General features: G+C 43.1%; 20 protein-coding genes, 1 tRNA gene and 1 pseudogene. 14 read left to right on the top strand and 8 right to left on the bottom strand.

What is annotated here, in order from left to right; genetic code table 11:
• The 6 genes and pseudogenes from NF859_RS01040 to NF859_RS01015 all read left to right on the top strand — a co-directional run.
• Window positions 1-145 (top strand): annotated as a pseudogene (locus NF859_RS01040) (glycerol-3-phosphate ABC transporter ATP-binding protein); the annotation flags it as partial.
• A gap of 64 nt (window positions 146-209) precedes the next feature.
• Window positions 210-1,694: an L-fucose/L-arabinose isomerase family protein gene (locus NF859_RS01035; RefSeq protein ID WP_252742610.1), complete on the top strand. Its 1,485-nt coding sequence runs from the start codon at window positions 210-212 to the stop codon at window positions 1,692-1,694.
• Between the two features lie 25 nt (window positions 1,695-1,719).
• Entirely contained in the window at window positions 1,720-3,666 is a 1,947-nt protein-coding gene (locus NF859_RS01030) for an amylo-alpha-1,6-glucosidase (protein ID WP_252742609.1), read from the top strand.
• Entirely contained in the window at window positions 3,614-4,573 is a 960-nt protein-coding gene (locus tag NF859_RS01025) for a glycoside hydrolase family 130 protein (RefSeq protein WP_252742608.1), read from the top strand. The genes NF859_RS01030 and NF859_RS01025 overlap by 53 nt, the downstream gene beginning before the upstream one ends.
• Window positions 4,574-4,602: 29 nt before the next feature.
• A complete protein-coding gene (locus NF859_RS01020; protein WP_252742617.1) occupies window positions 4,603-6,228 on the top strand; it encodes an ABC transporter permease in 1,626 nt (541 codons plus the stop codon).
• A complete protein-coding gene (locus NF859_RS01015) occupies window positions 6,222-7,235 on the top strand; it encodes an ABC transporter ATP-binding protein (protein WP_252742607.1) in 1,014 nt (337 codons plus the stop codon). Before NF859_RS01020 ends, NF859_RS01015 begins: the two co-directional genes overlap by 7 nt.
• Here NF859_RS01015 and NF859_RS01010 read toward each other — a convergent pair.
• Window positions 7,224-8,303 (bottom strand): thiamine ABC transporter substrate-binding protein, encoded by a 1,080-nt coding sequence (locus NF859_RS01010; protein WP_252742606.1) that lies wholly within the window; start codon window positions 8,301-8,303, stop codon window positions 7,224-7,226. The two genes, NF859_RS01015 and NF859_RS01010, sit on opposite strands and share 12 nt — an antisense overlap.
• Window positions 8,304-8,423: 120 nt before the next feature.
• On the opposite strand from NF859_RS01010, the gene NF859_RS01005 reads away from it, so the two are divergent.
• Both NF859_RS01005 and NF859_RS01000 read left to right on the top strand, forming a co-directional pair.
• Window positions 8,424-8,501 (top strand) — tRNA-Gly (locus NF859_RS01005).
• Window positions 8,502-8,566: 65 nt separating this feature from the next.
• Window positions 8,567-8,731 (top strand): hypothetical protein, encoded by a 165-nt coding sequence (locus NF859_RS01000; RefSeq protein ID WP_252742605.1) that lies wholly within the window; start codon window positions 8,567-8,569, stop codon window positions 8,729-8,731.
• Here the strand turns inward: NF859_RS01000 and NF859_RS00995 are convergent.
• Window positions 8,728-10,944, bottom strand: coding sequence for a hypothetical protein (locus tag NF859_RS00995; protein WP_252742604.1), 2,217 nt, complete (start codon window positions 10,942-10,944; stop codon window positions 8,728-8,730). The genes NF859_RS01000 and NF859_RS00995 overlap by 4 nt on opposite strands.
• A 178-nt stretch (window positions 10,945-11,122) precedes the next feature.
• Window positions 11,123-11,911, bottom strand: a complete 789-nt coding sequence (locus NF859_RS00990) for a BtpA/SgcQ family protein (protein WP_252742603.1) — start codon at window positions 11,909-11,911, stop codon at window positions 11,123-11,125.
• 183 nt (window positions 11,912-12,094) lie between these two features.
• Here NF859_RS00990 and NF859_RS00985 point away from each other — a divergent pair, with 183 nt between their 5' ends.
• Window positions 12,095-15,235 (top strand): PKD domain-containing protein, encoded by a 3,141-nt coding sequence (locus NF859_RS00985; RefSeq protein WP_289846368.1) that lies wholly within the window; start codon window positions 12,095-12,097, stop codon window positions 15,233-15,235.
• A 75-nt stretch (window positions 15,236-15,310) separates the two neighbouring features.
• A complete protein-coding gene (locus NF859_RS00980) occupies window positions 15,311-15,883 on the top strand; it encodes a PH domain-containing protein (RefSeq protein ID WP_252742602.1) in 573 nt (190 codons plus the stop codon).
• A gap of 11 nt (window positions 15,884-15,894) precedes the next feature.
• Here the strand turns inward: NF859_RS00980 and NF859_RS00975 are convergent, their stop codons facing one another.
• Entirely contained in the window at window positions 15,895-16,347 is a 453-nt protein-coding gene (locus tag NF859_RS00975; RefSeq protein ID WP_252742601.1) for a GNAT family N-acetyltransferase, read from the bottom strand.
• Window positions 16,348-16,418: 71 nt separating this feature from the next.
• Between NF859_RS00975 and NF859_RS00970 the strand changes: the two genes are divergently transcribed.
• Window positions 16,419-16,592 carry a hypothetical protein gene (locus NF859_RS00970; protein ID WP_252742600.1) on the top strand — a complete coding sequence of 58 codons (174 nt, stop codon included), beginning with the start codon at window positions 16,419-16,421 and terminating at the stop codon, window positions 16,590-16,592.
• A gap of 22 nt (window positions 16,593-16,614) precedes the next feature.
• On the opposite strand, the gene NF859_RS00965 is transcribed toward NF859_RS00970, so the two are convergent.
• Entirely contained in the window at window positions 16,615-17,202 is a 588-nt protein-coding gene (locus NF859_RS00965; protein ID WP_252742615.1) for an RNA ligase partner protein, read from the bottom strand.
• A gap of 85 nt (window positions 17,203-17,287) precedes the next feature.
• Here NF859_RS00965 and NF859_RS00960 point away from each other — a divergent pair, with 85 nt between their 5' ends.
• From NF859_RS00960 to NF859_RS00950, 3 genes are all read left to right on the top strand, one after another.
• Window positions 17,288-18,484: an L-arabinose isomerase family protein gene (locus tag NF859_RS00960; RefSeq protein WP_252742599.1), complete on the top strand. Its 1,197-nt coding sequence runs from the start codon at window positions 17,288-17,290 to the stop codon at window positions 18,482-18,484.
• Between the two features lie 67 nt (window positions 18,485-18,551).
• Window positions 18,552-18,701 carry a hypothetical protein gene (locus NF859_RS00955; protein ID WP_252742598.1) on the top strand — a complete coding sequence of 50 codons (150 nt, stop codon included), beginning with the start codon at window positions 18,552-18,554 and terminating at the stop codon, window positions 18,699-18,701.
• A gap of 4 nt (window positions 18,702-18,705) precedes the next feature.
• A complete protein-coding gene (locus NF859_RS00950; protein ID WP_004066292.1) occupies window positions 18,706-18,888 on the top strand; it encodes a class III signal peptide-containing protein in 183 nt (60 codons plus the stop codon).
• On the opposite strand, the gene NF859_RS00945 is transcribed toward NF859_RS00950, so the two are convergent.
• From NF859_RS00945 to NF859_RS00935, 3 genes are read right to left on the bottom strand one after another with little or no spacing between them, the layout of a single operon-like run.
• Window positions 18,878-21,178 carry a TRAP transporter permease gene (locus NF859_RS00945; protein ID WP_252742597.1) on the bottom strand — a complete coding sequence of 767 codons (2,301 nt, stop codon included), beginning with the start codon at window positions 21,176-21,178 and terminating at the stop codon, window positions 18,878-18,880. The genes NF859_RS00950 and NF859_RS00945 overlap by 11 nt on opposite strands.
• 1 nt (window position 21,179) lies before the next feature.
• The gene (locus NF859_RS00940) at window positions 21,180-21,629 is read right to left on the bottom strand and encodes a DUF1850 domain-containing protein (protein WP_252742596.1); all 450 of its coding nucleotides are present in this window, start codon (window positions 21,627-21,629) and stop codon (window positions 21,180-21,182) included.
• On the bottom strand, window positions 21,626-22,618 hold the full coding sequence (locus NF859_RS00935; protein ID WP_252742595.1) for a TAXI family TRAP transporter solute-binding subunit: 993 nt from the start codon (window positions 22,616-22,618) through the stop codon (window positions 21,626-21,628). Before NF859_RS00935 ends, NF859_RS00940 begins: the two co-directional genes overlap by 4 nt.
• Between the last annotated feature and the right edge of the window lie 282 nt (window positions 22,619-22,900).

Below are 22,900 nucleotides of genomic sequence, written 5' to 3'. Positions count from 1 at the left end.
TGTGCATTTGCGTGTTGGTGGTGTGACTTTTGTCGGCTCCTTCAGGTCGGAGTCTAGGGTTAGGGAGGGTGTGGAGGTTGATGTTGTGTTTGATATGAAGAAGATTCACATCTTCGACAAAACCACAGGAAAAGCAATATTCTAGCCCTCTTTTCCTCCCTTAAATTTTAAAAACAATTCATGCATAACAAATGCCAAGGTGGTGTTGTGTGCTAGCCGTTATAACTTTCACAGATCCAAGGAAAACTGCCCTTTCAGTAGAGAGGGAAAAAGCCCTGTTGGAAAAACATAAAAACCTTATAAAGGAACTGAAGTCCTCTAACCTCGAAGTTTTTGACGTTAATGAGGCTCTTGGAAAATATGAAGCCCTCGAAAGGGGAGAAAACTTTGGAGTTGATGATAAAGAGGAAGTCCTTAAAGCTTCCAGATTGATAGGCTCCAGAGATATAAGTGGAATTATCTTGGGCCTGTGGCACTGGACGGAGAGTAATCTTGTAACGTTGCTGGCAAAGGAAACCAACAAACCTATGCTTCTCTATGCCGACGATGATCCAGCTTGGGCTGGGAGTACATGTATAACCTCTGTTGGAGCTTCCTTATGGGAAAGCTCCGTAAACTATCATGCCCTACACCATGTAAGGCTTAAGGGAGATGTAGAGAAAGTAAAAGCATGGGCAAGGGCTGCAGAGGCTGTGTCGAAGCTATCCAAAAAATCCTTACTTCTCTGGGGAGCTCCTTATACACTTGGAATGGAGCATTTAATGGACGACCTTCCAAGATTAAAAAGGTTTATAGGGGATTTCTTGATCCTCGATCAGTACACAATAATCAAGAGAGCAGATTCAATGATTAGTGATGAAAAAGAGCGTATTCGTGTTGAGGAGTTCTTTGACTGGCTGAATGAAAAGGCAAAGGTTAATTACGATAACAACATGCTAACTCCAGAGGTTTTAAGGAGACAGATAGCCATATACCTCGCCGCAAAGGATATCTGGAAGGAATACAAAGAAGAAGTTGCAGCTGTTTCAATTAAATGCCAACCGGAGCTTAGTGAGATATATGGAGTGACCGCATGTCTAATCCCAGCTCTCTTCCCGTTTAATGCCGATGCAAAAGGAGAAAAACCTGTTGTGCCAGCTACATGTGAAGGAGACGTGAAAGGGACTATAAGCTCTGCTTTACTCTTTTATTTGAGTGGAAAACCTCCACTTTTTGGTGACATAAAGTACGTTGACGATGAGCTGGTATTGATAGCAAACTGCGGTGCCTCATCCCTTTACTATGCAAAGCTCAGCGAAAACCCCGAAGAAAACCTCAAGGAAACAACCATACAAGGCCAATGCCAAGGAAAAAGCGGAGGAGCATTAACATATAGAACTCCACCAACTAAGTTCACCGTTGCAAGGCTTATAAGAAAAGGGGGAGAGTATTACCTCCTATACTTCCTTGCAGAGGGGGTTGAGATCACTGAAGAAATCGAATCCAAGCTAAAATGGGGCAAACAATGGCCTCATACGGCAATAAGGAATCCCCTCGACAAGGAGAAGTTCCTAAATATAATGGGTGCAAATCACCTCTCAGCAGTTCCTGGGGATTTCGCAGAGGAAGTTGAGTTCGTAGCAAGAATGTGGGGTATCAAAGCGGTAAATCTGAGAAAGAAGGAAGAAGTTGAGAATTTTTTGACTTCTCTTTAATCTCAATTCTTTGGAGGTTGAAGGGATGTCAGTTATTCTCTCTTATAACGGAGCTTTTGCCGTTACGAGACAAAATGGAGATATGAAAGATAACTACGACGGTTTTTATATCTTTGATACCCGCTTTCTAAAGGGAGTGAAGCTCAAGTTAGACAAAAACAGCGTGCTCATAGGAAGCTCTCAGGATGGCCCGAGAAAGGCATATTCTCATTTTTCTATAGAAGATGAAGTAGTTCTGTTGAGAAAGCGAGAAATAAAGGACAACTGGGCATATAGGGAAGAACTTCAGTTCTACAATACCTCAAAGAGGAAGGTGCACCTTAGAGTGGAGTACTCCTTTAAAGTTCCAATAGAAGATATTTTTGAAGTTAGAAAATTCGGAGGACAGAAAATTAGACGCAGGATCAAGAGCTCTCTTGGAGACGAAAATGAGTATTCCTATACTGGAAAAGATAAGATCAAAAGAAATCTGAAGATTAAAACAAACATGAAAACTGAAAAAGGACTGGCATTTGCAGAGATTGCTCTAGAACCCCTTGAGAAAGAGACCCTCTACCTTGAATTCATTCCCGAGATTTCGAAGGAAGGACTTGAAATATTTTTGACAGAAAAGCCTCTTTTGCTTCCAAATGTTGTCTCAACGAACTTAACATGGCTTGACAGAGTTTTTGAGCGGGCTATTGAGGATCTAACTGCCTTGACAGCGTACACCAACTATGGGATGGTTCCATTTGCTGGTATTCCGTATTATGCATGTCCTTTTGGAAGAGACAGCATTATCACATCGTGGTTTCTGCTTCCATATTATCCCCAGTATGCCGAAGGCACTTTAAAGTTCTTTGCCAAGATTCAGGGAAGGAAGTTTAATCCTCTTAACGAAGAAGAGCCCGGCAAGATTCCCCACGAGTTTAGGTTTGGTGAGTTGTCTCATTCGAGAAAAATGCCGTTTGCTCCTTATTACGGAACCGTAGATGCAACTCCTCTCTACGTTATTTTAGCCGCTGAATACCTCCGGTGGACTGGTGATAGGGAACTAATAGAGAGGCTCAAGCCAAATCTAACTGCTGCGGTGGAATGGATTTTGAGGAGACTTGATGAAGGAGGGGGATACATAAGGTATAAGGGAGGGCTCTTGGTTAATCAAGGATGGAAGGACTCGAAGGAAGGCATTCCAACTGAGGAGGGCACTCCTACTAAACCACCTGTTGCCTTGGTGGAAGTGCAGGGATATGCCTATAAAGCCCTTATGGATGCAGCTTCACTTGGTCTGACTTCACTGGATCCAAAAATGCTTAAAAAGGAAGCAGAAGAACTAAAGAAGAGATTTAACAAGGATTTCTGGTGCGATGGCTTCTATGTGCTTGCTCTAGACGGAGACAACGTTCCATCTAAGGTGGTGTCTTCAAACATAGGGCATCTCCTATTTACCGGAATAGCTGAGCATCAAAAAGAAATAGCTGAAAGGTTATTTGAGGAGGATATGTTCTCTGGATGGGGAATTAGAACACTCAGCTCAAAGGAAAAGGCCTATAACCCATTTAGCTATCACAATGGTAGCATATGGCCTCACGACAATGCAGTAATTGCCATTGGGCTTGCATCAATTGGAGAAAAGGAAAAGGCAAGAACGCTTGCAGAGGCGATATTCAAAGCTGCAAAGTTCCTTCCCAATTCTCAGCTTCCAGAACTCTTCAGTGGTCTTGAGAGTGAATATCCACTATTATGTCCTAGGGCAAATGCCCCACAGGCTTGGAGTGCTGCGAGTATATTTGCATTTCTTACAGCTCTGTTAGGTCTTAAAGCTGAAAAAGAACTAACTGTTTCTCCACTATTGCCCAAAAACTTTAAGGTTTCGGCGTTGGTTAGGTTTAGAAGGAAGGTATACTTGATTGAATCCCAAGAGGAGGAGGTTGTTAGATTTGAAGAGCGAGATATTTGGAAATATTATCAAAATAGAAGGGAACAAAATTGACATAAAGCCTCCAAAAAAGATTCCTCAGCCTATTTTGTCTCCCTCTAGAGAAGGTTTTGATTCAAGAAACATTTACAATCCCGCGGTTATTAAAGAGAAGGACAGGATAGTAATGCTTTACAGGGCAGAATCCAAAGAAGATAAGCTGACGGGCAGGATTGGGCTTGCAATAAGTTACGATGGCATTAACTTTTTTAGACATCCAGAACCAGTAATTGAGCCCGAATACAAGTGGGAAAGTGCTGGTGTTGAAGATCCAAGGATAGTGAAGGTTGGTAAGACGTACTATATGACTTACACCGGTTACGATGGTAAAACAGCGAGGTTGTGTCTGGCGACCTCAAAGAATATGCTAACATGGAAGAAACACGGGCCAATTTTTGAAGGTTTTGAGTACAAAAAGAACAACATCAAAGGTTGGACAAAAAGCGGTGCAATCTTGCCAAAAAGGCTTGAGAAAGGCATTTTTAAGGGGAACTATTTGATGTATTTTGGCGATTCAAATATCTGGATGGCAGTTTCAAAGGACTTGGTCAACTGGGAGTACATAAAAGAACCCGTGCTATCTCCAAGAGAAGGATACTTTGATAACGTTTTGGTTGAACCTGGTCCACCTTTGTTTGAGACTAGCTATGGAATAGCTTTGATTTACAATAGCGCTGGCAGATATGGGAATGAGTTAAAGTACAAAGTGGGACTTGCAATTTTCGATAAAGAATACCCAGATAAGGTTGTTGCAAGGACTGAAACTCCACTAATGGTTCCAGAGTATGAATGGGAACTTTATGGCCACGTTAATAATGTCGTCTTTGTTGAAGGCATGGTAGAACACGAGAACAAGATTTTGCTGTATTACGGTGGAGCTGATAGGCATATTGGTTTAGCCTACTGGACAACAGACTTATAAAACCATATAACTCATTAAATCCGATGAGAATGAAGTGGAGAAACTTCATAGTTTTCCTACCTCTTGTTTTCCTCTTCATGTTCTTTTATTTCCCTCTAATGAGCATATTAAAGGAGGGTTTGTGGGATAACGGGATTACGCTGAAGTATATTCTCCAGGTAATCTCAAACAGCTATCACAGAAGGGTTATATTTTTCACTTTTTGGCAGGCACTTGCCTCTACACTCTTAACACTGTTGTTGGGGTTACCTGGGGCGTATATCTTTGCAAAATATGACTTCCCAGGCAAGGGAATTTTAAAAGCCCTTCTAACGGTTCCTTTTGTAATGCCCAGCATCATGGTTGCCTTGGGCTTTATACTCCTATTTGGGCGATCTGGAGTAATTGCACAGCTGATTGGAAAGGATCTAGGCATTCTCTATTCTTGGAAGGCAATAATTTTGGCTCACGCCTTTTACAACTTTCCCGTGGTTGTGAGGATGGTATCTTCATTATGGCAGCGCATAAACCCCCACTACGAAGAAGCCGCCATAAGCTTGGGGGCAAGGGGATTCACACTCTTTAGGAAAGTCACCTTGCCGATGCTCATGCCGGCTATATTTGCCTCCTCAATGCTGACATTTGTCTTCTGCTTTTTGAGTTTTTCAATCCCTTTAATCCTTGGCGGATACCAGTATGCGACCATAGAGGTTGACATATTCACTGCAATAATGACCCTCTTGGACTTCAAAACAGGAGCGGCTTTGGCTATAATTCAAATCTTTTTGAGCTTTATTTTTATGTACCTCTACTTAAAAAGCCTTGACCTTTATGCAAAGGCCGAGGAACAGAGAATATTTAGAAAACCACTACCTCTAACCTTGAAAGAACTTTTGGGCGTAAAGGGAGCGTTTATAACACTCTACTCCAGCGTAGTGTTCCTTTTTATTTTATCTCCCCTAATAGCTGTTGTTTACCACTCGTTCACCTATGGAGGCAGCTTTACCCTTGAATGGTACAGAAGGGTTTTCTCCCCAGAGTATAACCCTATATTCGGTGCAAACAGCATAGCAGCAATTAGGAATTCCCTTTTCTTTGGATTTTCTACAGTTATTATTTCGACTCTTTTGGCTTTGAGCATAGCTTACATAATGTACAGATGGGAATTCAAGGGTAAAGACATATTTGATGCACTTGTGATGCTGCCTTTGGCTTCTTCTGCAATAACCCTTGGCTTAGGATACATAAGGGCTTTCCACAAACCTCCTCTGAACCTTTTAGGCACCTGGTATCTGATAGTCTTTGCACACACGATTATTGCCTACCCCTTTGTTCTAAGAGCAATCTCCATGGTGCTGAAGAAGATAAAGCCCAGCCTAAAGGAAGCCGCCATGAGCTTGGGAGCCAACGAACTCAAAGCATTCTTGAAAGTTGAGCTTCCTCTCGCTTTTGGAGGCATAGTAGTGGGGGCGATATTCGCCTTTGCGATGAGCATAGCCGAGCTTGGAGCTACCTACATGATATACAAGCCCGAATACACGACAATAACCATTGCAATATACCGCTTTTTAGGTTCACGGCAACTCGGTCCAGCATCAGCAATGTCCGTTATTTTAATGCTGGTCAGTACAATAGCCTTTATTCTAATTGAGAGAACGGGGGAGGAGATATGGTGAGGTTAAGACTTGAGGACATAGAGTTTAAGCAGGCGGATTTCAGGCTTGATATTCCTTCCCTAGAGGCAAAACCGGGAGAGTTTTTAACCTTGCTTGGTCCGAGTGGCTGTGGAAAGACAACAACACTTAGAATAATGGCTGGTTTTGAGAAGCCAGACAAAGGGAAGATATACTTTGATGATACCGTTATGAACGATGTTCCTCCATATGAAAGGAACATAGGCATTGTCTTTCAGGATTATGCTCTCTTTCCGCATATGACGGTTTATGACAACATCTCCTTCGGTTTAAAGCTCAGAAAGCTCTCTAAGGAAGAGATTAAAAGACGAGTCTCATGGGCTCTTGAGCTTGTAGGTTTGAAGGGATTCGAAGACCGTTATCCTGAGCAGCTGAGCGGCGGTCAGCAGCAGAGAGTTGCACTGGCAAGGGCTTTGGTGATAGAACCCCAGCTTTTGCTTTTGGATGAACCCCTTTCCAATCTCGATGCAAAAATAAGAGAAAGGCTTAGGGGAGAAATAAAAAGAATCCAAAAAGAGCTTGGAATAACTACAATCTACGTAACGCATGATCAGGAGGAAGCTATGGCAATAAGTGATAGGATAGCCGTTATGAGCGTTGGAAAGATAGAGCAGGTTGGGAATCCATTGGATCTCTACTACAACCCAAAGAATGAGTTTGTAGCCAAGTTTTTAGGTCTTTCTAACATTTTAGAGGTTAACGCAGAAGAGGGAAAAGCATATGTTGGAAGCCTTTGCTTTGAAGTTAAAAGGGAAGGGAGAGTAAAGATATTCTTCAGGCCGGAGAGCGTTTATATCGAAGAGGGGGACACGGGAGAAATAGTGGACTACGAACTGCTCCCGGGTAGAATACGGCTCAAGATTGATGTGGAGGGCAAGGTTATAATCGCAGAAAGATTCTTGGATGAGATCCCATTTTCAATTGAAAAGATACCAAAAAAAGTTGGAATAAAAGTAAAAAGCTTTTCAATACTTAGCTCATCCCCTTGAAGCTATTATCTCTTCTGGGCTCTTTCCTTCTACCATTAGAGCCGTCCATTCCTTAATCCAGCGTTCGAAGTTCTCCTTTACGTATTCTGGGTCGAGGGTTACGGGTTTTATTTCTTCTGGTTGAAGGGCATATTTAAACACTTCTGGCAGTTCAACGTTCGGGTTTACGGGATACATCCACTGGTTGGTGGGAATAGCACTTTGGAAGTCTTCTGTGAGCATGAACTCTATGAACTTCTTTGCCAGCTCTTTGTTCTTTGCACCTTTTACTATTCCTGCTCCCTCTATCTGCATGTAGTTGCCCTCTTCGAAGGCTATAGCTTTAACGTAGGTTATGTTGTCGTAATAGACTGTTGCAGCTGGTGATGTAGCGTAGCTAAGCACTAGAGGGAATTCACCGTTCATAAAAGCTGTCCAAGCTTCTGTCCATCCTTTAACTATATGGACGTCATTCTCCTTAAGCTTCTCCCAGTAGTAGAGATATCCATCATCTCCATATACTGCTATTGTCCACAATAAAAATGCAGCTCCTGGAGAAGACGTCCTAGGGTCTTCAATAACGAGCTTTCCTTTCCACTCCGGTTTTGTGAGGTCTTCAAGACTCTTTGGGGGATTTTGCACCATATCCTCCCTGTAGTTTATTGCAATATATCCATAATCGTAGGGGGTTAGGTGAAACGTCGGGTCAAAGATGAGGTTTTCTGGAACGAGGTTTATGTTCTCTGGTTTGTAAGGTTCTAGTACTCCAGCTTCGATTGCCTTTGCTAAAAGACTGTTGTCTATTCCTATAACTAGATCGGCTCTTGGGTTATCTTTTTCCAGAATTAACCTGTTTAGAACCTCTCCAGCATCTCCAATGAGCTGGAGTTCAACTTTAACTCCGTATTTCTCTTCAAATTTTGGAATTACTTCACTTGCTAGATATTCAAAGCTGTCGTAGGAGTAGATAACAAGCTTTTGCTCTTCTTTTACCGTGCTCGTGCTCTCTGTTGATGTTTGACTCTGTGTAATGCATCCAAGGGTTGTTGCTATCAAGAGAAGTCCCAAAATAACCGCGAACTTCTTCATGCTCATCACCTAAAAACCCATTTCTATTCTTTCAAAACTGTGTTCTAGGGAGGGTTTAAAAACCTTCCCTCATCGCAAACTTTATAAATCCAAATCCACTCATGTTAAAACAGCTGGCATGCGGTGGTAGTCTAGCCTGGTCTAGGACACCGGCCTTCCAAGCCGGTGACCCGGGTTCAAATCCCGGCCACCGCACCAAATTTGTTTTGAGGGATTTTTTGTTCTCCAAACTTTTAAATATCTGGAAGTTAACTTTTTTCTTGGTGAAAGTTATGTGTAATCTTACAAAAGAGAGACTTGCAGAGCTTTTAAAAGAAGCTGAGGAAACACATGCCCAATATGAAAAAGAGATTGGTAAAAGAGACGAAAACTGGCCTGAGTGGTATGCATCTTATATTATCAAAAAACTTGAAAAAGAGGGGGATTAACCAACTATGTCTCCTATTACCTCCGCAAATCTGTAGATTTTTATAATGATTTTTGTACCAAAGATCTTCAGTGATTTTCCGAGTCCAACTCCACTGTACTTTATCTCTCCGGTTTTTAGTGCATATAACCCAGTTCTAATAGGATCTTCTGAGTCTAGAATACCCCTTACAACTTCTTCTGTGGTCCACACTCTCATTGTGGGCTCTGGGATTTTTCCTTCTGAAAATTCAATTATGCGGGCTCCTTCAGTCACAACACCTATGTTGAGTTTACTCCCATTCTCGAGGGTTATCTCCAGGTCTATCCGCTCGTTTCCCGCAATCCGCTTAACGATGTCGGGAAGGGTGTCTACATTTTCGTTGTACGTCGGGACGTACTCCTCTAGTAATTCGAACAGAGTTTTCTCCTCTTCCGGCTCTTCGATTTCCTCAAACTCGGCCTCCAGCTCGTTTATGCCGCCGGTGCTGATGATGAGCCCTATGATCCGGTACTTTATGAACTCCTCAGGGTTTCCTCCCCAGCCAACCTCGATTAGGTTCTCCTCTCCGAGAAGCTCCTCATCTACGGGGAACACAAGCTCGAACGCATCCAAGTCCGGATCGGTATCGTACGCCGTTATGGGCTCTATTAGAGTTATGTTCAGCTCGTTTTTGTTTATATACAGCTCTATGTTCTTGAGCACATACTCCCCAAACTCCATTATCTCGGGAGTCGCTTCCACCAGTACGCTAACGTAGGGCCGATTGTCAGAATCGAGTTCCATCGCCTTCAAAAACTCCTCGTCAAGGTCCCATGTTACCTGCCCCGGCCTCCTTGCGGTTTTCTTGGGAGGTATTGGCTCCGTTACAGGGTCAATGAGATCGAGGAGCACCGCAAGTTCTATTCGTTCTCTGTTTCCGTGGTCGGAGACCCAAAATATAAGCTGCTCGTCCTTGTTCATCTTCTTGCTAACATTAACTATGGCCTCGTAGAGGGTCTTCTTGGTTCCCGGACCGTCAATGTAGCCCGGAACGCTGGTACCGTTGGACATGGTCTTCCCGTTTCCGGCAAGGGCTATTATGTCTGCATCGCTGAAGCCCTGTTTTTTGAGTGCCTTGTACATTCTGTCCATGTTGTTCCAGTGCCTCTTTTGGTTGGCGTCCCCTGCGAAGAGAATGGCGTGCTTGCTTTTCACGGCTGAGCCATCGGCCTTCTTGCCTATCCTTATGTTGTCCCCGTTGCCGACGGAGGTGTATTGAGGCCTCTCTCTAAAGTCCGAGCCGTAGGGACCAAGAAGGTCTTCCTGTTCGGCTCTCTTGGCAACCTCCTTCATTGTTGGGGCCTCTTTACCGGTCTTCGCAAGCTCCTCTCCAACCTCCTTTGGGTAGTAGTCCTCAGGGCGGGTGAATCCTTTCTTAACCATTTCGGGCCATCTGCTTGGGTTGTAGCTGTCTGCAAGACCCCATGATGGCTTGTTATGTTTCGAGGCGCTCATAAAAGCCGCGTCCCCCGTCCCCTTGAGCTTCTCCTTAAGGTCGTCTATCATGCCCCCTCCAAAGCACTGGTTGAAGATAAAGACCATGTTAGCGTAGCCCGTCCTGTTGGCGATCCACATGTTTATCATATTCGCAAGCTGCCAGTCGTAAACGTAGCCTCCCGAACTCGTAACAATGCTGCTGGCATAACCCTCGGGCTGGTCTTCGAAGTAGGAACATTCCTCCGAGGCTATTGGGGTTTTCGTCACGGTGACCTCTATGAGAACCTTCCCCTTACCCGCGTTTACGGTGTACCTTCCGGGTTTTGTCACCTTTATTGAGCCCGAGCCTATCTTCCCATTCGCGAACATGCTGTTGGACTCCTCCAGGTTAAAGCTCACCGTCACGTCGTTCATTGGGGTGCACTCCCTGTGGGAGTAAAGGGGTTCCTTTTTGATGTATCCTATGCGCCCCTTTAGTGTGTCCCAGTCGTAAAAGATGAGTCCCAAATTCCCTGCACTGGCCTCGTGACCGCTTTGGGATACCTTGTAGGTTCCGGTTATGTCGGTATAGCCGTTCAAACCATCGTCCATGTCCTCCGTAGTGGCGACTCCCAGGAGCCACACGGTTACCATTATTGCAGGAGAGTCAGGAGGATCAAAATGGGCAGTAACTGGAGAAAGCATCAAGCTTAGACTAAGAATCAAACTTAGCAACACCCAACTTTTTCTCATTATCGATTCCTCCACATGGAACATAAACACTAAAATTTAGAAAATTGAAAAGTTCGTATTGGCTGTAGATAGTTATAACTAATTTTAGGATACTATTTCCTATAAGTAATGCCTCATTACCACTCTAAAGCTCCTTTCAGCCAAATAAAACTTCATATGTATTATTTTAACCATAAAAAATGAGAACGGAAAGGTATGGTATTTAACCTTTGTGTCCTTTTCGGAGTTTTTCTGCCAGCTCTACCAACTTTCTTGCCCTTTCTAGGTCGATGTCCTTCTTTGTGTCTCCGTTTTCTTTGATCCATGTCCCGACAATAAACCCATCTGCATAGCTCCACAGCTTTGGTAAATTCTCATAAGTTGTCCCAGAGCCAACCAAAACAGGAACACTTGAAAGTTCTTTGGCAAGTTTTAGCTTCTCCATTTCTACTTCCTTGCCCGTTCTTTTTCCGCTGATTATCACGGCATCTGCCAATCCTCTTTCAATAGTATCCCTCAAAGCCTCCTCAAAATCTCCGAAGTGGTAGGCATGCTTAACGTGAACGTCTGCAAAAATCTTGATCTTTGAAGGGAGGAGTTTTTTGAGTCTTGCAAGTTTATGAGCTTCTCCCTCGATTATTCCTTGGTCGGTATATGCAACTCCGCTTAGGACATTCACTCTAATAAAATCCGCCTTTGTGGCATATGCTATAGAATAAGCCGCTATGGCATCATTTCTTAGGACATTTATGCCAAGTGGGAGGGAGATTTCATCTCTTATTGCTTTTGCGATGACGCTCATAGAGGCAACAGTTATAGGCTCAACAGTTTTCGAAAAAGGCACATCGTTAAAGTTCTCAATCATTACTGCATCAAATCCCACTCTTTCTAATTTTTTTGCTTCTCCTAGTGCATGGTTAATGACTTCGTCAATATCATTTTGGTAGAGGTATGATCCAGGCAGAGGCTTGAGATGAACCATTCCGATGAGTGGTTTTTCTTTAAAGTTCATAGGATCACCAGAAGAAAAATGGTGACACGAATAATAAGTTTTTCTAACTTGCCATAGATTTAAATGTAGTTTAATTATATTCAAGTTACTTCAATAATAGTTTACACAAACAAACAAAAATATTATATATTTTAAATTCCAAACTGATAGTAAGTTTGCTTAGGTTTGCTATTCTGCAAGCCTTTGCAAGCTCTGGAGGGAAAAGTCATGAGGATAAAAGAGCTGTTAATCCTCTTTTTTCTCTTATCTTTGTTATTTGGAATCTTCTTACCAAAAGCAAAGGCTCAAGACGCGAATCTTATCAACGGTATCGAGGGTAAGGTAATTGAAGATAATGAAATCATCATAGGTGACAGAGGAGACTACATCTGGGGTTTTGAAGATAAAAGCGGCGGCTACGTGGTGCAGTTCCACACGGGCTACGAGAAGTGGGATGAGCTTATAACGTGCGACATCAACGGAGACGGGAAGGATGAGATAATCCAGGGAGACAGGAGCACGGACAAGGTCTACATATACGACATGTACGGGAACGAACTTCGGAAGTGGGACGTCCACTTTGAGAGCGGGGACGATCTGGCCTGCGCATTCTGGGGCTACGTGGACGAAGAAACAGGGGAAGTAAGGGGACACTACCGCCTATACGTGGCGGACAGGAGCAGGGACCGCATCATTATCATAGAACGCGGCCTCATGTACGTTCCGGGCGAGGGCGACATTGAGTTCGAGTACGGGGACAGCATCACCGGGATGGACGCCAACGGGGACGGAATCTCCGATGAGATTATACTCGCCGACCACGACGAAAACGAGCTCCGCATCATGGAGGACCACTACATGAAACCGGGCTTTGGCTACGAGGTGATAGTCCCTGTGACCACCCTCGACATCGACAAGTACTTCGACCTCACCGAGAGGGACGAAGTTAGTGCAGGAGATGTTAACTTTGATGGAAAACCAGAACTCGTCATAGCGACACAGGATAATGACAACAGTGGAGAGAAGAGAGGAATCCATGTTTTCAGCATAGAGTACAAGAACAACGCTTACTCACTCAAGGAGCTGAGTTATTTCCCGATTTCATTTAAAAAGGGCGATAGGATGGTAGTCGGAGATGTTAACTCTGATGGCCTTGACGAGATAGTCTGGGCCTCACAAGATGATGGAAGGGTAAGGGTTTATGACATGGAGGGAAACCTACTGAACGGACCTAACGGTTTGAAGACAGAATTCACATATGGTGCCGGTCTGGCCGTTGGGGACGTGAATGGAGACTCCATAGTTGTGGGCCCTCCTAATAAAGCCACCCTCCACGTTGTGAATCAGGTCATTGCGGTGATAAACTCTCCACCCGTGGACTATGACGCCATAAACGAGACCGGGAAGTTCTACGCCGAGTACACGAGCAAGCAGACGGAAGAGTCAGTTGCATCAATCAAATCTACCCATGACGTGAAGCTCACTATTGACCTCCGGTACAAGCAGGGAATGCCCGGTCTCTTAACTACCGAAGCAGGGCTGAAGACATCGCTTGGTTACAAGCTCCAGCGCGAGAGGGGGGAGGTGTATGAAACAGCAATAACCCAAAAGATGCTCGCGGACATGGCAGATGGTGCGATATACGTGAGCACTGACTACGATCTCTACGAGTTCCCCATAATCTCACCACCTGAGCTCGCTGTAGTAAACGGCAAGCGGCAGTACATTCTTGTGTCAATCCCTAAGGGACCACCCAATGTTCACTTCGAGAGTTACGACTCGGCCCTTCATGAGATAGGAGATATCAACACGTACCCCACTAGGATAACAGACCTCAAAAACTACGAGCCTGCTAATGTCCTTGGAATGTTCACGATAGAGGCAAGTGACGTTCAGAGTTCCTATGAACACTATACTAAGCAGCTCAATTGGGAAGGTAGTACAAACACGTTTTCAGTTGGAGTTTCTCTCTACGTGAAAGCTTCTCTTGGAAGCAGGGTTATAGCAGGAGTTGAAGGTTCGGTTCAGGGTGATTACGGCTACGAGAAAGTCACAACCCATGAGGTAAAGTTTTCGGATGAAACTTCGGTGCTGGTAGCGTATGGGGGGAGGATTGAGGACAGAAACAAATGGTACAACGCAACGGGGGTTATTTACACGGACAGCGAGGATGGACATTTAGTCCTCGACTTCTACGTTCCGAGCAAGGGGATCTACTACGAACAGAGGGAACAGAGCCCGATTTTCATAAACATGGGCTTTTTCAAGATAAACTTTGACGTGCTGAGGATGATTAACAAGCCGCCGGAGTGCTCTATAAATGCAACTCCCAGTACTGGTAAGATGCCCCTCCATGTTGGCTTCAACTTACACCTTAATGACCCTGAAAATGGCTCAATGAGATGGGAAATTAACTTTGGTGATGGTTACACTCTGGAGGGTAACTACACCGAGCTAAGGCATGTTTACGAAGATAAGGGGACTTTCCCCGTGACTCTAACGGTCTACGATCCATGGAATGCTAATTCGACGTGCACAGCAACGATCAATGTACAGCACAATGAAAAACCGAATGCCTTTTTCAGCTACTCACCGTCGGAGATAAAGGAAGGCGAGGAAGTGAGCTTCATGGACAGCTCCACAGACCCAGATGGGAGCGTTGCTGGCTGGAGCTGGAACTTTGGAGATGGAACTTTCTCTAGCGATAGAAACCCCAAGCATGTCTACTCTACACCTGGAACTTACACCGTCATGCTAACCGTAGAGGATGAGAGTGGACTTAAGGGGAGTTACACGAAGGAGATAAAGGTCGAGCCGAAGAACTACCTCCCAACCGCGGACTTTACCTTCCTGCCCAAGGAGCCGAAGGCCGGAGAGGAGGTAAGCTTCGCCGATAAGTCCACTGACAGGGACGGGAGCATAGTGAGCTGGAGCTGGGACTTTGGAGATGGGAGCACCTCAACGGATTCCGAGCCAAGCCACGTTTATGCGAACGGGGGCAACTACACGGTAACGCTGACTGTAAGAGACGATAAAGGAGGAGAGGACGTGAAGCGGGTTACGATTACAGTGAAAGAGGCTCAAGCCCCCACACCCACGGAAACGACGACAACCTCTACTCCAAGTGAGACCACAACTTCGAGCCCTCCTTCCCCAACCCCCTCTACTCCTGAGACCACATCAAGCTCACCATCTCCATCTACAACTTCTTCATCAACCACTCAAGAAACTTCAAGCACTTCACCAACACAAACCCAAACGTCAAGTGCAGCCGGGGGAACATGTGGTGTAGGATTACTTGCAATATTATCTCTTGTTCCCCTGCTTTTGAGGAGAAGGAGGTAACTGCCTTTTTATTTTATTTTTTGCAATGAACAAAGTTATATAGTTTCTAAGCGAAAAGTGAAGGAGGTGAGCTGCATGGAAGAAAAGCTTCCAAAGGGAATCTTGGAAAATCTTTCTCCCGATGAGAAAGTCCTGTATGCTATAAAAAAGAAGTTCAGCCTAGAGGCCAAACCAAAATGGCTTGTTGTTACAGACAGGAGAATAATGTATATCGATGAGAAAATCCTGGGGAGGTATGAACTAACGGCCATCCCCTATGAGAAACTGGAGCAAGTGTACGTTAAAGTCGGCAAGCTGTATTCCGAGTTTCTGATTAAAAAGGAAGATGGTAGCGAGATTAGACTTCAAAGAATGGATAAGGAAGAAGCGAGAAAAGCTATAGAATCGATAAGGGATGCATTAAACGAAGTTGCGGTTGAACCAGTCTCAATCGAAAGGAAAAAGCATTTGATGAGCGAAGAGTGGACTATTCACAAGCCAAAGGAAGTTGTGAGTAGAGGCATACGTATGGAAAGAGGAATTAAAGCCCCTAAATCTCAAGAAGATCCTCTAGAAAAACTCAAAAAGCTTAAAGAGCTTCATGATATGGGAGTTCTTTCCCAAGAGGAATATGAAGAGAAACGTAAAAAGCTTCTTGATCAGATTTGAGCTTTTCTTTTTCAATCCAAATCCATTTCTAATAAGATTCCAACCTCTTCGAAGCCCATGCTTTTGTAGAATTCCCTCGCCTTGAGGTTACTAATCTCCGTGCTCACTTCAATCTCGGCGCATCTCAGCTCTTTACATAGTTCCATAGCGGCTTTTATCAATTTTCTTCCTATTCCTTGGTTCCTAAGTTCTTTAGATACAACGAGTTCATCAATTAGTGCAGAAGGTGCAGAGTGGAGAATTGTTCTACGGATGTTTAAATGGAGAGCTCCTACCACCTTTCCGTTCAACTCTGCAACTAGTAAATATGCATTTGGAGTCGTTAGAAGTTTTTTGCAGTTCTCAAATACAGCATTTTCATCTATGCCCTCTTGGCTTTCTAGAGTTTCAATGAGTTCTATCATGAGGCTTTTGATTTCAGTCAAATCTGACTCTTGGGCTTTTCTAATAATGAGATTGCTCATTTTTTCACCTGAAGATGTTTTTTGCACTCCCTATAAAAACTTTCATATATCTAAAGATCTAATCTAAAATCATGAACGAAAAACAAAAGAAGATTCTGGTCTTTATCATGCTCCTCATTCTAACCGGCCCGTTTGCATTCTTATGGCTTGCTTTAATGAGCCATAAGGAAGAACCTAAGGTAGAGATTGATGAGATCCAAGAGAAAAAAGATGAATTTGAGTGGAAGAGCATCTGGGAGGAGTGATCATTTAGATTCTCTGGACTATTTACCCTATCTTTTCTACGAGTTCATCCAGAACCTCCTTAAACCTTGCCGCATCTATCCACTTAATCCCCATCTTTTGAGCCCACGTTAAGATTCCAATATCTGCAGAAACAATTGTGGCATCAAGTTCTTTAGCCAGAAGAATAAGCTCAAAATCTTCTTTACTATCCACAATTCCCTCTCGTAGAGCCCTTCTGTAGTTTCTCCTAAGTCTCTGGATTATTGCGTCCACATTTTGCGTGTCTATTACACTCTCTCTCACAGCCTTTTCAGCAACCCTAAGGCCTTTGTCTATCCTCCTTCTAATATCGTCAATGAGTTCATAAACGACAAAAGCAGGTATTTTAATGTCATGTACGTTGGGAGGCTTTTTGATTATATAAAGCTCAATATCGGGAGAAACTTCTTCGAGTTCAACAAAATGAGTTACCTCTTTGTAGATACCCGGAGGCATGTAGAATTCAACCCTACCAAAAAGCCTCTCCGCGTACTCTAAAAATTTTTTCATGGCCTCTGTAGGGTTTTCCCCAAACTTATTTCTAATATCCGGATTAACAAAGATGCTCGTGTCAAGCACAAAGCGGATCATTTTCACCACAATTTATTATTGTTCATTGACTTTAAAACGGTAACCTTAAATTTCAGTGCTCTCAACCTTTATTGGAGGTTGTAAAATGAAAGTGGGAGTAGCCTTTGGAATTAGTGAACTGGCAAATCCAAAAGCCTTTGAAAAGAAAGCTTCCGAATTTCTAATGAAGCTTGCCAATGAGTTTGAAATTGAGGGAGGAGCGTTTGTATCCTCAAAGTCAGAAACAAGGGAAGTAAACTTCAAGGACGTTGATGTTATAGTTTTGTATCCCCTAACTGGAGGTACTGAAAATGCTCTCAAAGAGTTTGCATACTATAGAAAACCAGTAATCCTCTTTGGAGATTCATTTAATAACTCAATTGCTGCGGCAATAGAGCTTAGGGAGTATTTTAGGGACAGGTTAATCCCAGCAACGTTGGTGAAAAGCTTTGATGAGCTTAAAGCCGCTATCCTTGGTTATGATGACATGAAAGAGATGTTGAGTAAGTTCCTAAACCTTAGGTTGGGATTGATTGGAAGAACCTCCGTATGGCTTATAAATGAAAAGTTTGAGCTTCCTTATGTGCATATAAGCCTGAAGAAGTTCTACGAATACTACGAATCGACAACAGAAGCTGAAGGATGGAAAGCCATTGAAGAAATAATTGCAAAAGCCAAGGAAATCAAGGAACCTCAGAGAGAAGACCTCGTGAAAGCAGGTAGGATATATGTAGCCCTCAGAAAGATAATTGACGACTATAACTTGGATGGATTTGCAATAGGATGCTTTGAGATGCTGAACAAGCTTAAAGCTACTCCATGTTTAGCTCTGGCAATGTTTAACGCTGAAGGAATTCCTGCTGCGTGTGAGGGAGAACTAAACTCATTATTGGGGATGGTATTAATAAGGAAATTCTTTGATAAGCCTGCGTTTATGGGCAATATAGCAGACTATGGAGAAAATCATATAATATTGGCTCACTGTACAGCACCCTTGATAGGTAATTACATTCTTAGATCTCACTTTGAGAGCGGAAAGGGGGTTGGAGTAGCAGTAAGCCTTCCCAGAGGAAAAGCATCTCTCCTGAAAATTAGGGGTAGAAAAGTTGTAGTGGCAGGTGTTGAAGTTGTGGAACAGGAAAAGAGCGAGCACAGGTGCAGAACTCAAATGAAACTCAAAATCATGGAAGCAAAAGATTTCATCGATGGAACCCTTGGGAATCATCATCTCCTTGCGTATGTAGACAGTGAAGAGCTTGCTGATTTGCTAAGTGAGCTCGGCTTTGAAGTCATGCTTTATTAACCTTTACTTCTTTCTTTAGCTAAAGATTTATTAGTCCTTTATGCATTATTCTAAAAGCGGTGGTCATATGGAATTCAGTGAAAAAGAGAAGAAGGTGCTCATGTATATTTTGGATAAGATAATTGAGTTTGTAATAATAACCTCTGCAGTCGCAATTGGCTTTATAATAGCCTCAGGCTTTGTTGCTAAGCAGATAGCCCAAGCTCTCGGAGGATGAAAGGATGAAAAGAAAGGCTCAGGCAGCTATAGAGTACTTAATGATGATAGCCATTGTCATGATTATAATCTTTGTTGTAGTTCAACTAATCAGAAGAACCGTTTTAAATGCTGCTCAGAACATTCAAAACCTCACTCAATCAATAATTGAGGAACTGCAAAAAACAAAAGAAGAAGTCAGCCCATGAGCTTTTTCCCAAAAAGCCTAAGCCCTACGACAGTTACTACTCCAATTGCAACCGGAACTATATGAAGGCTTGCTGCGGCAAATCCTATTGCTCCAATAACTGCTCTTATTTCCTTTCTGAGGTTTTTCTGGAACCAGCCAGTAAGTGCTATCGCCAAGAGATACATGACTAAAAGTGTAGCTCCGAAATCGTAAAGTACTTGGAGAGCTGTTGTTGCTGTCCACTTCTCCACAGTTATTAAGAACATTTCTGGATGGTTGAAATAAATGTATGGGCCGATGTATCCGGCTAAGGCATATTTCACGGCATTCATTGCTGTCTTCCAGAAATCTCCTCCCGCTAAAGCTGAACCTGCATAAGAAGCCAAAGCTACTGGTGGAGTAACATCGGCAAGTATTCCAAAGTAGAATACAAAGAAGTGTGCTGCCAGCAAAGCTATTGGAGTTGTAAATCCAGGGACGGGAGAGCTATAGGGCTGTAAACCTAAGACTGCATTATATATTGCTGGAGCAGCTACAAGAGATGTTATTATATAGTTTGCCGTTGTTGGCACTCCCATTCCTAAGATTAGGCTGAATATCATAGTTAATACAAGTAAAAGCCAAAGGTTTCCTGCCGTTAAGTCGATTAATCTGTACCCCAAGCTTGTTACAAGTCCTGTCATTGTAAGTACCCCTTGGATAAGCCCAGCACTTGCTGCTGCCAGCATTACACTTGTACTTGTTTTCCCAGCATCGATCATGGATTCGTAGGTGGCTGAGTACATTTTCTTACCATCTTCACTTTTTGAGATATACCCAACTATTAGCGAGAAAACTATCCCCATGACGCCGCTCATCAGCAGTATTTGCTCTTTTCTCATTCCCAGGTACTTGGTTAGGGCTATAAACAGAATGAAGAGCAAGCTTATGTACAGCTTTTCGTTAAATTCCAGCAGTTTGGTTGAAAAAGACAATACTATTAAGGATAATGCAAGCAAAATAAGGACTATTGTCACTGGCAATGCTATTTCTCTGCCGGTAAACATAAGGATCGTGGTTATTATTACTGAAGCTACGTAAATTCCCTCATGCCCTTTGATGTTGTCCTTTGATATCCAGGCAACCCAGATTGCTATCCCTAGAGAAGAAATTGCGGATATGTGCGGGGGAATTCCCCAAACTAACGCCACTGTAATAACGGCTATTGGGAGTAGTATGTAGAGCTTTCTAATGAAATAGTTAAGAGGTGCGAATTTCTCCCTCGGCATTCCTTTTAGTCCAAGTCTCTTTGTCTCTAGGTCTATGAACAGATAAACGCCCGAATAATAGACCAAAGCAGGGAGCACGGCTGCTATGATTAACTTGTTATAGGGAATTCCAAGAAATTCAGCCATAATAAATGCGGCTGCACCCATTATAGGGGGCATTAACTGTCCACCAGTGGAAGCAACAGGCTCAACGGCTCCGGCAACCTCGGGGGGATAGCCGGCTTTTTTCATTAGGGGGATAGTGAAAGTTCCCGTAGTTAAAACGTTGGCAACACTTGAACCGCTTACAGTTCCCATCAATCCACTTGAGACAACTGCAGATTTTGCAGGTCCTCCTGGACGGGAGCCAAAGAGAGATATCATGAACTCCGTTATGTAATCGCTTATCCCAATTTTTAGCAAAAATGCTCCAAAAAACACAAAAGCAAAGACATAAATTGTCATAACAAAGAATGGGATTCCGAAGATTCCCTCATCGAAATACAGCTGCTGGGTAAACCTGATCCAGTTAAACCCTATGTTGTTTATTCCATAAAGCAAAAACACAACTACAACAAGCGGAAGAACCCATCCAAGCACTCTTCTTGTTGCTTCCAGCACCAATATTATTGCCATCACGCCAAAAATAACATCGGTCATGTATACCTCTGCATATGTGGCGTACCTTTGATACACAAAGAACAAATACATTGAAGAGATAACTCCAAGTGCTGCTAGGATATAGTCATACCACGGAACTTTTTTGAGATATTGCTCCTTCTTCTTTACTGGATAGAGAAGGTATGTTATTAAGAGAATCATTGCAAGAACGAAAGCTTCTCCTTGCTTTGTCTGGAAGGTTATTTTTAATGGGGAAATACTTATCCCCATTTTCGAGAAGAGATCATAGAGGGTATAGTTGAAGTTAAATATGAAAAGGATTTCATAGATACCTATTAAGATTGCAGCTATTTTTATCACATTTTCGAGTTTTGGAGGGAGGGTTCTTGTTTTTTCTAGCACTATCTCCTCTGCTTTTTCAAATTTTTCTTCGATTTCCATATCAGCACCTCCTCATTATTACAAGTATAAGTGGACATTTCTTCACATTAAAATTCACAAGGGTTTCTTTGGTTGGAGACAATATAACTTCTTCGTTCACGCTAATTTTTGCATGATTCAAGGGAATAAACCAAAAGCTGAGACTTTTCCCAAGAAGAATATTGACTTTTTTGACATAATAGCCGTTTTCCAAGTATTGGATGTCCTCTGGAAGGCCCGCTCCGAAGTCCTTCCACCACATTCCAGTGACGTATAAGCCTGTTTTGTTGACTTTAAGCTCTTCTATGATTTCACTTCTCTGAACACTGTGGATGTAGGCGATCTTTATGTCCTTCTCACCAAGAAGGCTCACATACGAGTGAGTCCCATCGCTTATTACAAGAACATTTGCGGGAAAAAGGAGTATTATAAGAAAAGGAAGCAAAAAAAGAAACCTCTTCAAAAGATTCACCCTTTAAGCTCTTCTGGAATGCTTAGGCCTTTCTCTTCATAGTACTTTATTGCTCCGGGGTGAAGTGGTATGCTCATACCGTCAAGAGCTGTTTCTAGGCTTATAAGTTGGGCTTTCTGGTGAACTGCCCTAAGTTGGTCGACGTTTTCGAACAATATCTTAGTCATCTTGTAAACCGTGTCTTCTGAAAGGTCGGCACTCACGGCAAGCATTGCTTTAACGGCTAGGGTTGGAGTGTCCTCTTCAACACCATTGTAGGTTCCCTTTGGAACGACCTGTCTAACGTAGAATATGTACCCCTGTTGTTTGAGCTTGTTAAGAATGTCATCTGGAATTGGAAGGACTCTAACCGGTGTCTGGACGGCTATTTGGTTAACTGACGGGGTTGGAATTCCGGAGACTATAACGGCCGCGTCAACTTGGCCGAGCTTAAGGCTTTGTGAAGCCTCGCTGAACTTTTGGTTCACCTTTTCAATGCTGTCCCATACACCAGCTGCTCTAAGTACTTGTTCTGCAGCAACAGCAGTTCCGCTTCCTGGGGCACCTATGGCCACCTTCTTTCCAGCCAAATCTTGAAGTGTTTTAATATCGCTGTCTGCCCTAACAATAAATTGGACTGTCTCTGGATAAAGGGCGGCAACTCCTCTAATGTTCTTTATTGCTTGCCCTTCGAACATGTAGAGACCGTTGTAGGCGTAGTAAGCTACGTCGTTCTGGAGGATTGCTGCTTGGGCGGTTCCATCTCCAATTGCCTTTGCGTTTGCCACGCTTGCACCGCTTGTAACGGCCTTAGCTGGGACACCATTTTTAGTTAAGATCTCTGCATACTTGGAACCGAGGGGGAAGTAAACTCCTCCAGTTCCACCGGTATAGATGGTTATTTCTTGGGCTTGGGTTGTTGTCTGAGTTTGTGTCGCTTTTTGTGTACAGCCCGAAACAATCAAACCAAGGGCCAAAACCAATATCAAACCAATTGCTTTCCACTTCATTTTTCACATCTCCTTTTTTGTACATCCAAATAATTTCATATACATTACAGTATTTGTTTTGTATTTATGTCTCGTTATATACTTTACGGTCGTAAACTTTTACTTGTCCGTAAATCATTAGTTTTTGATTATTTTGGGCTGTGATTGAAAATTTTCTGGAAATATATTTACTTAAATCAAGGCAACACATTTGAGAGAGATTATCTTTGAAAGAATCTACATCTTTTTCTATGTCATATGTAGAGCTGAATGATTTTGATGCTAGAACGTTAAGGTTTTTAT

The sequence above is a fragment of the Thermococcus alcaliphilus genome, assembly GCF_024054535.1.
Classification (GTDB): Archaea; Methanobacteriota_B; Thermococci; order Thermococcales; family Thermococcaceae; genus Thermococcus_A; species Thermococcus_A alcaliphilus.
The sequence above is the reverse complement of the archived record's forward strand: the minus strand, read 5'-3'. Positions and strand labels throughout refer to the sequence as shown.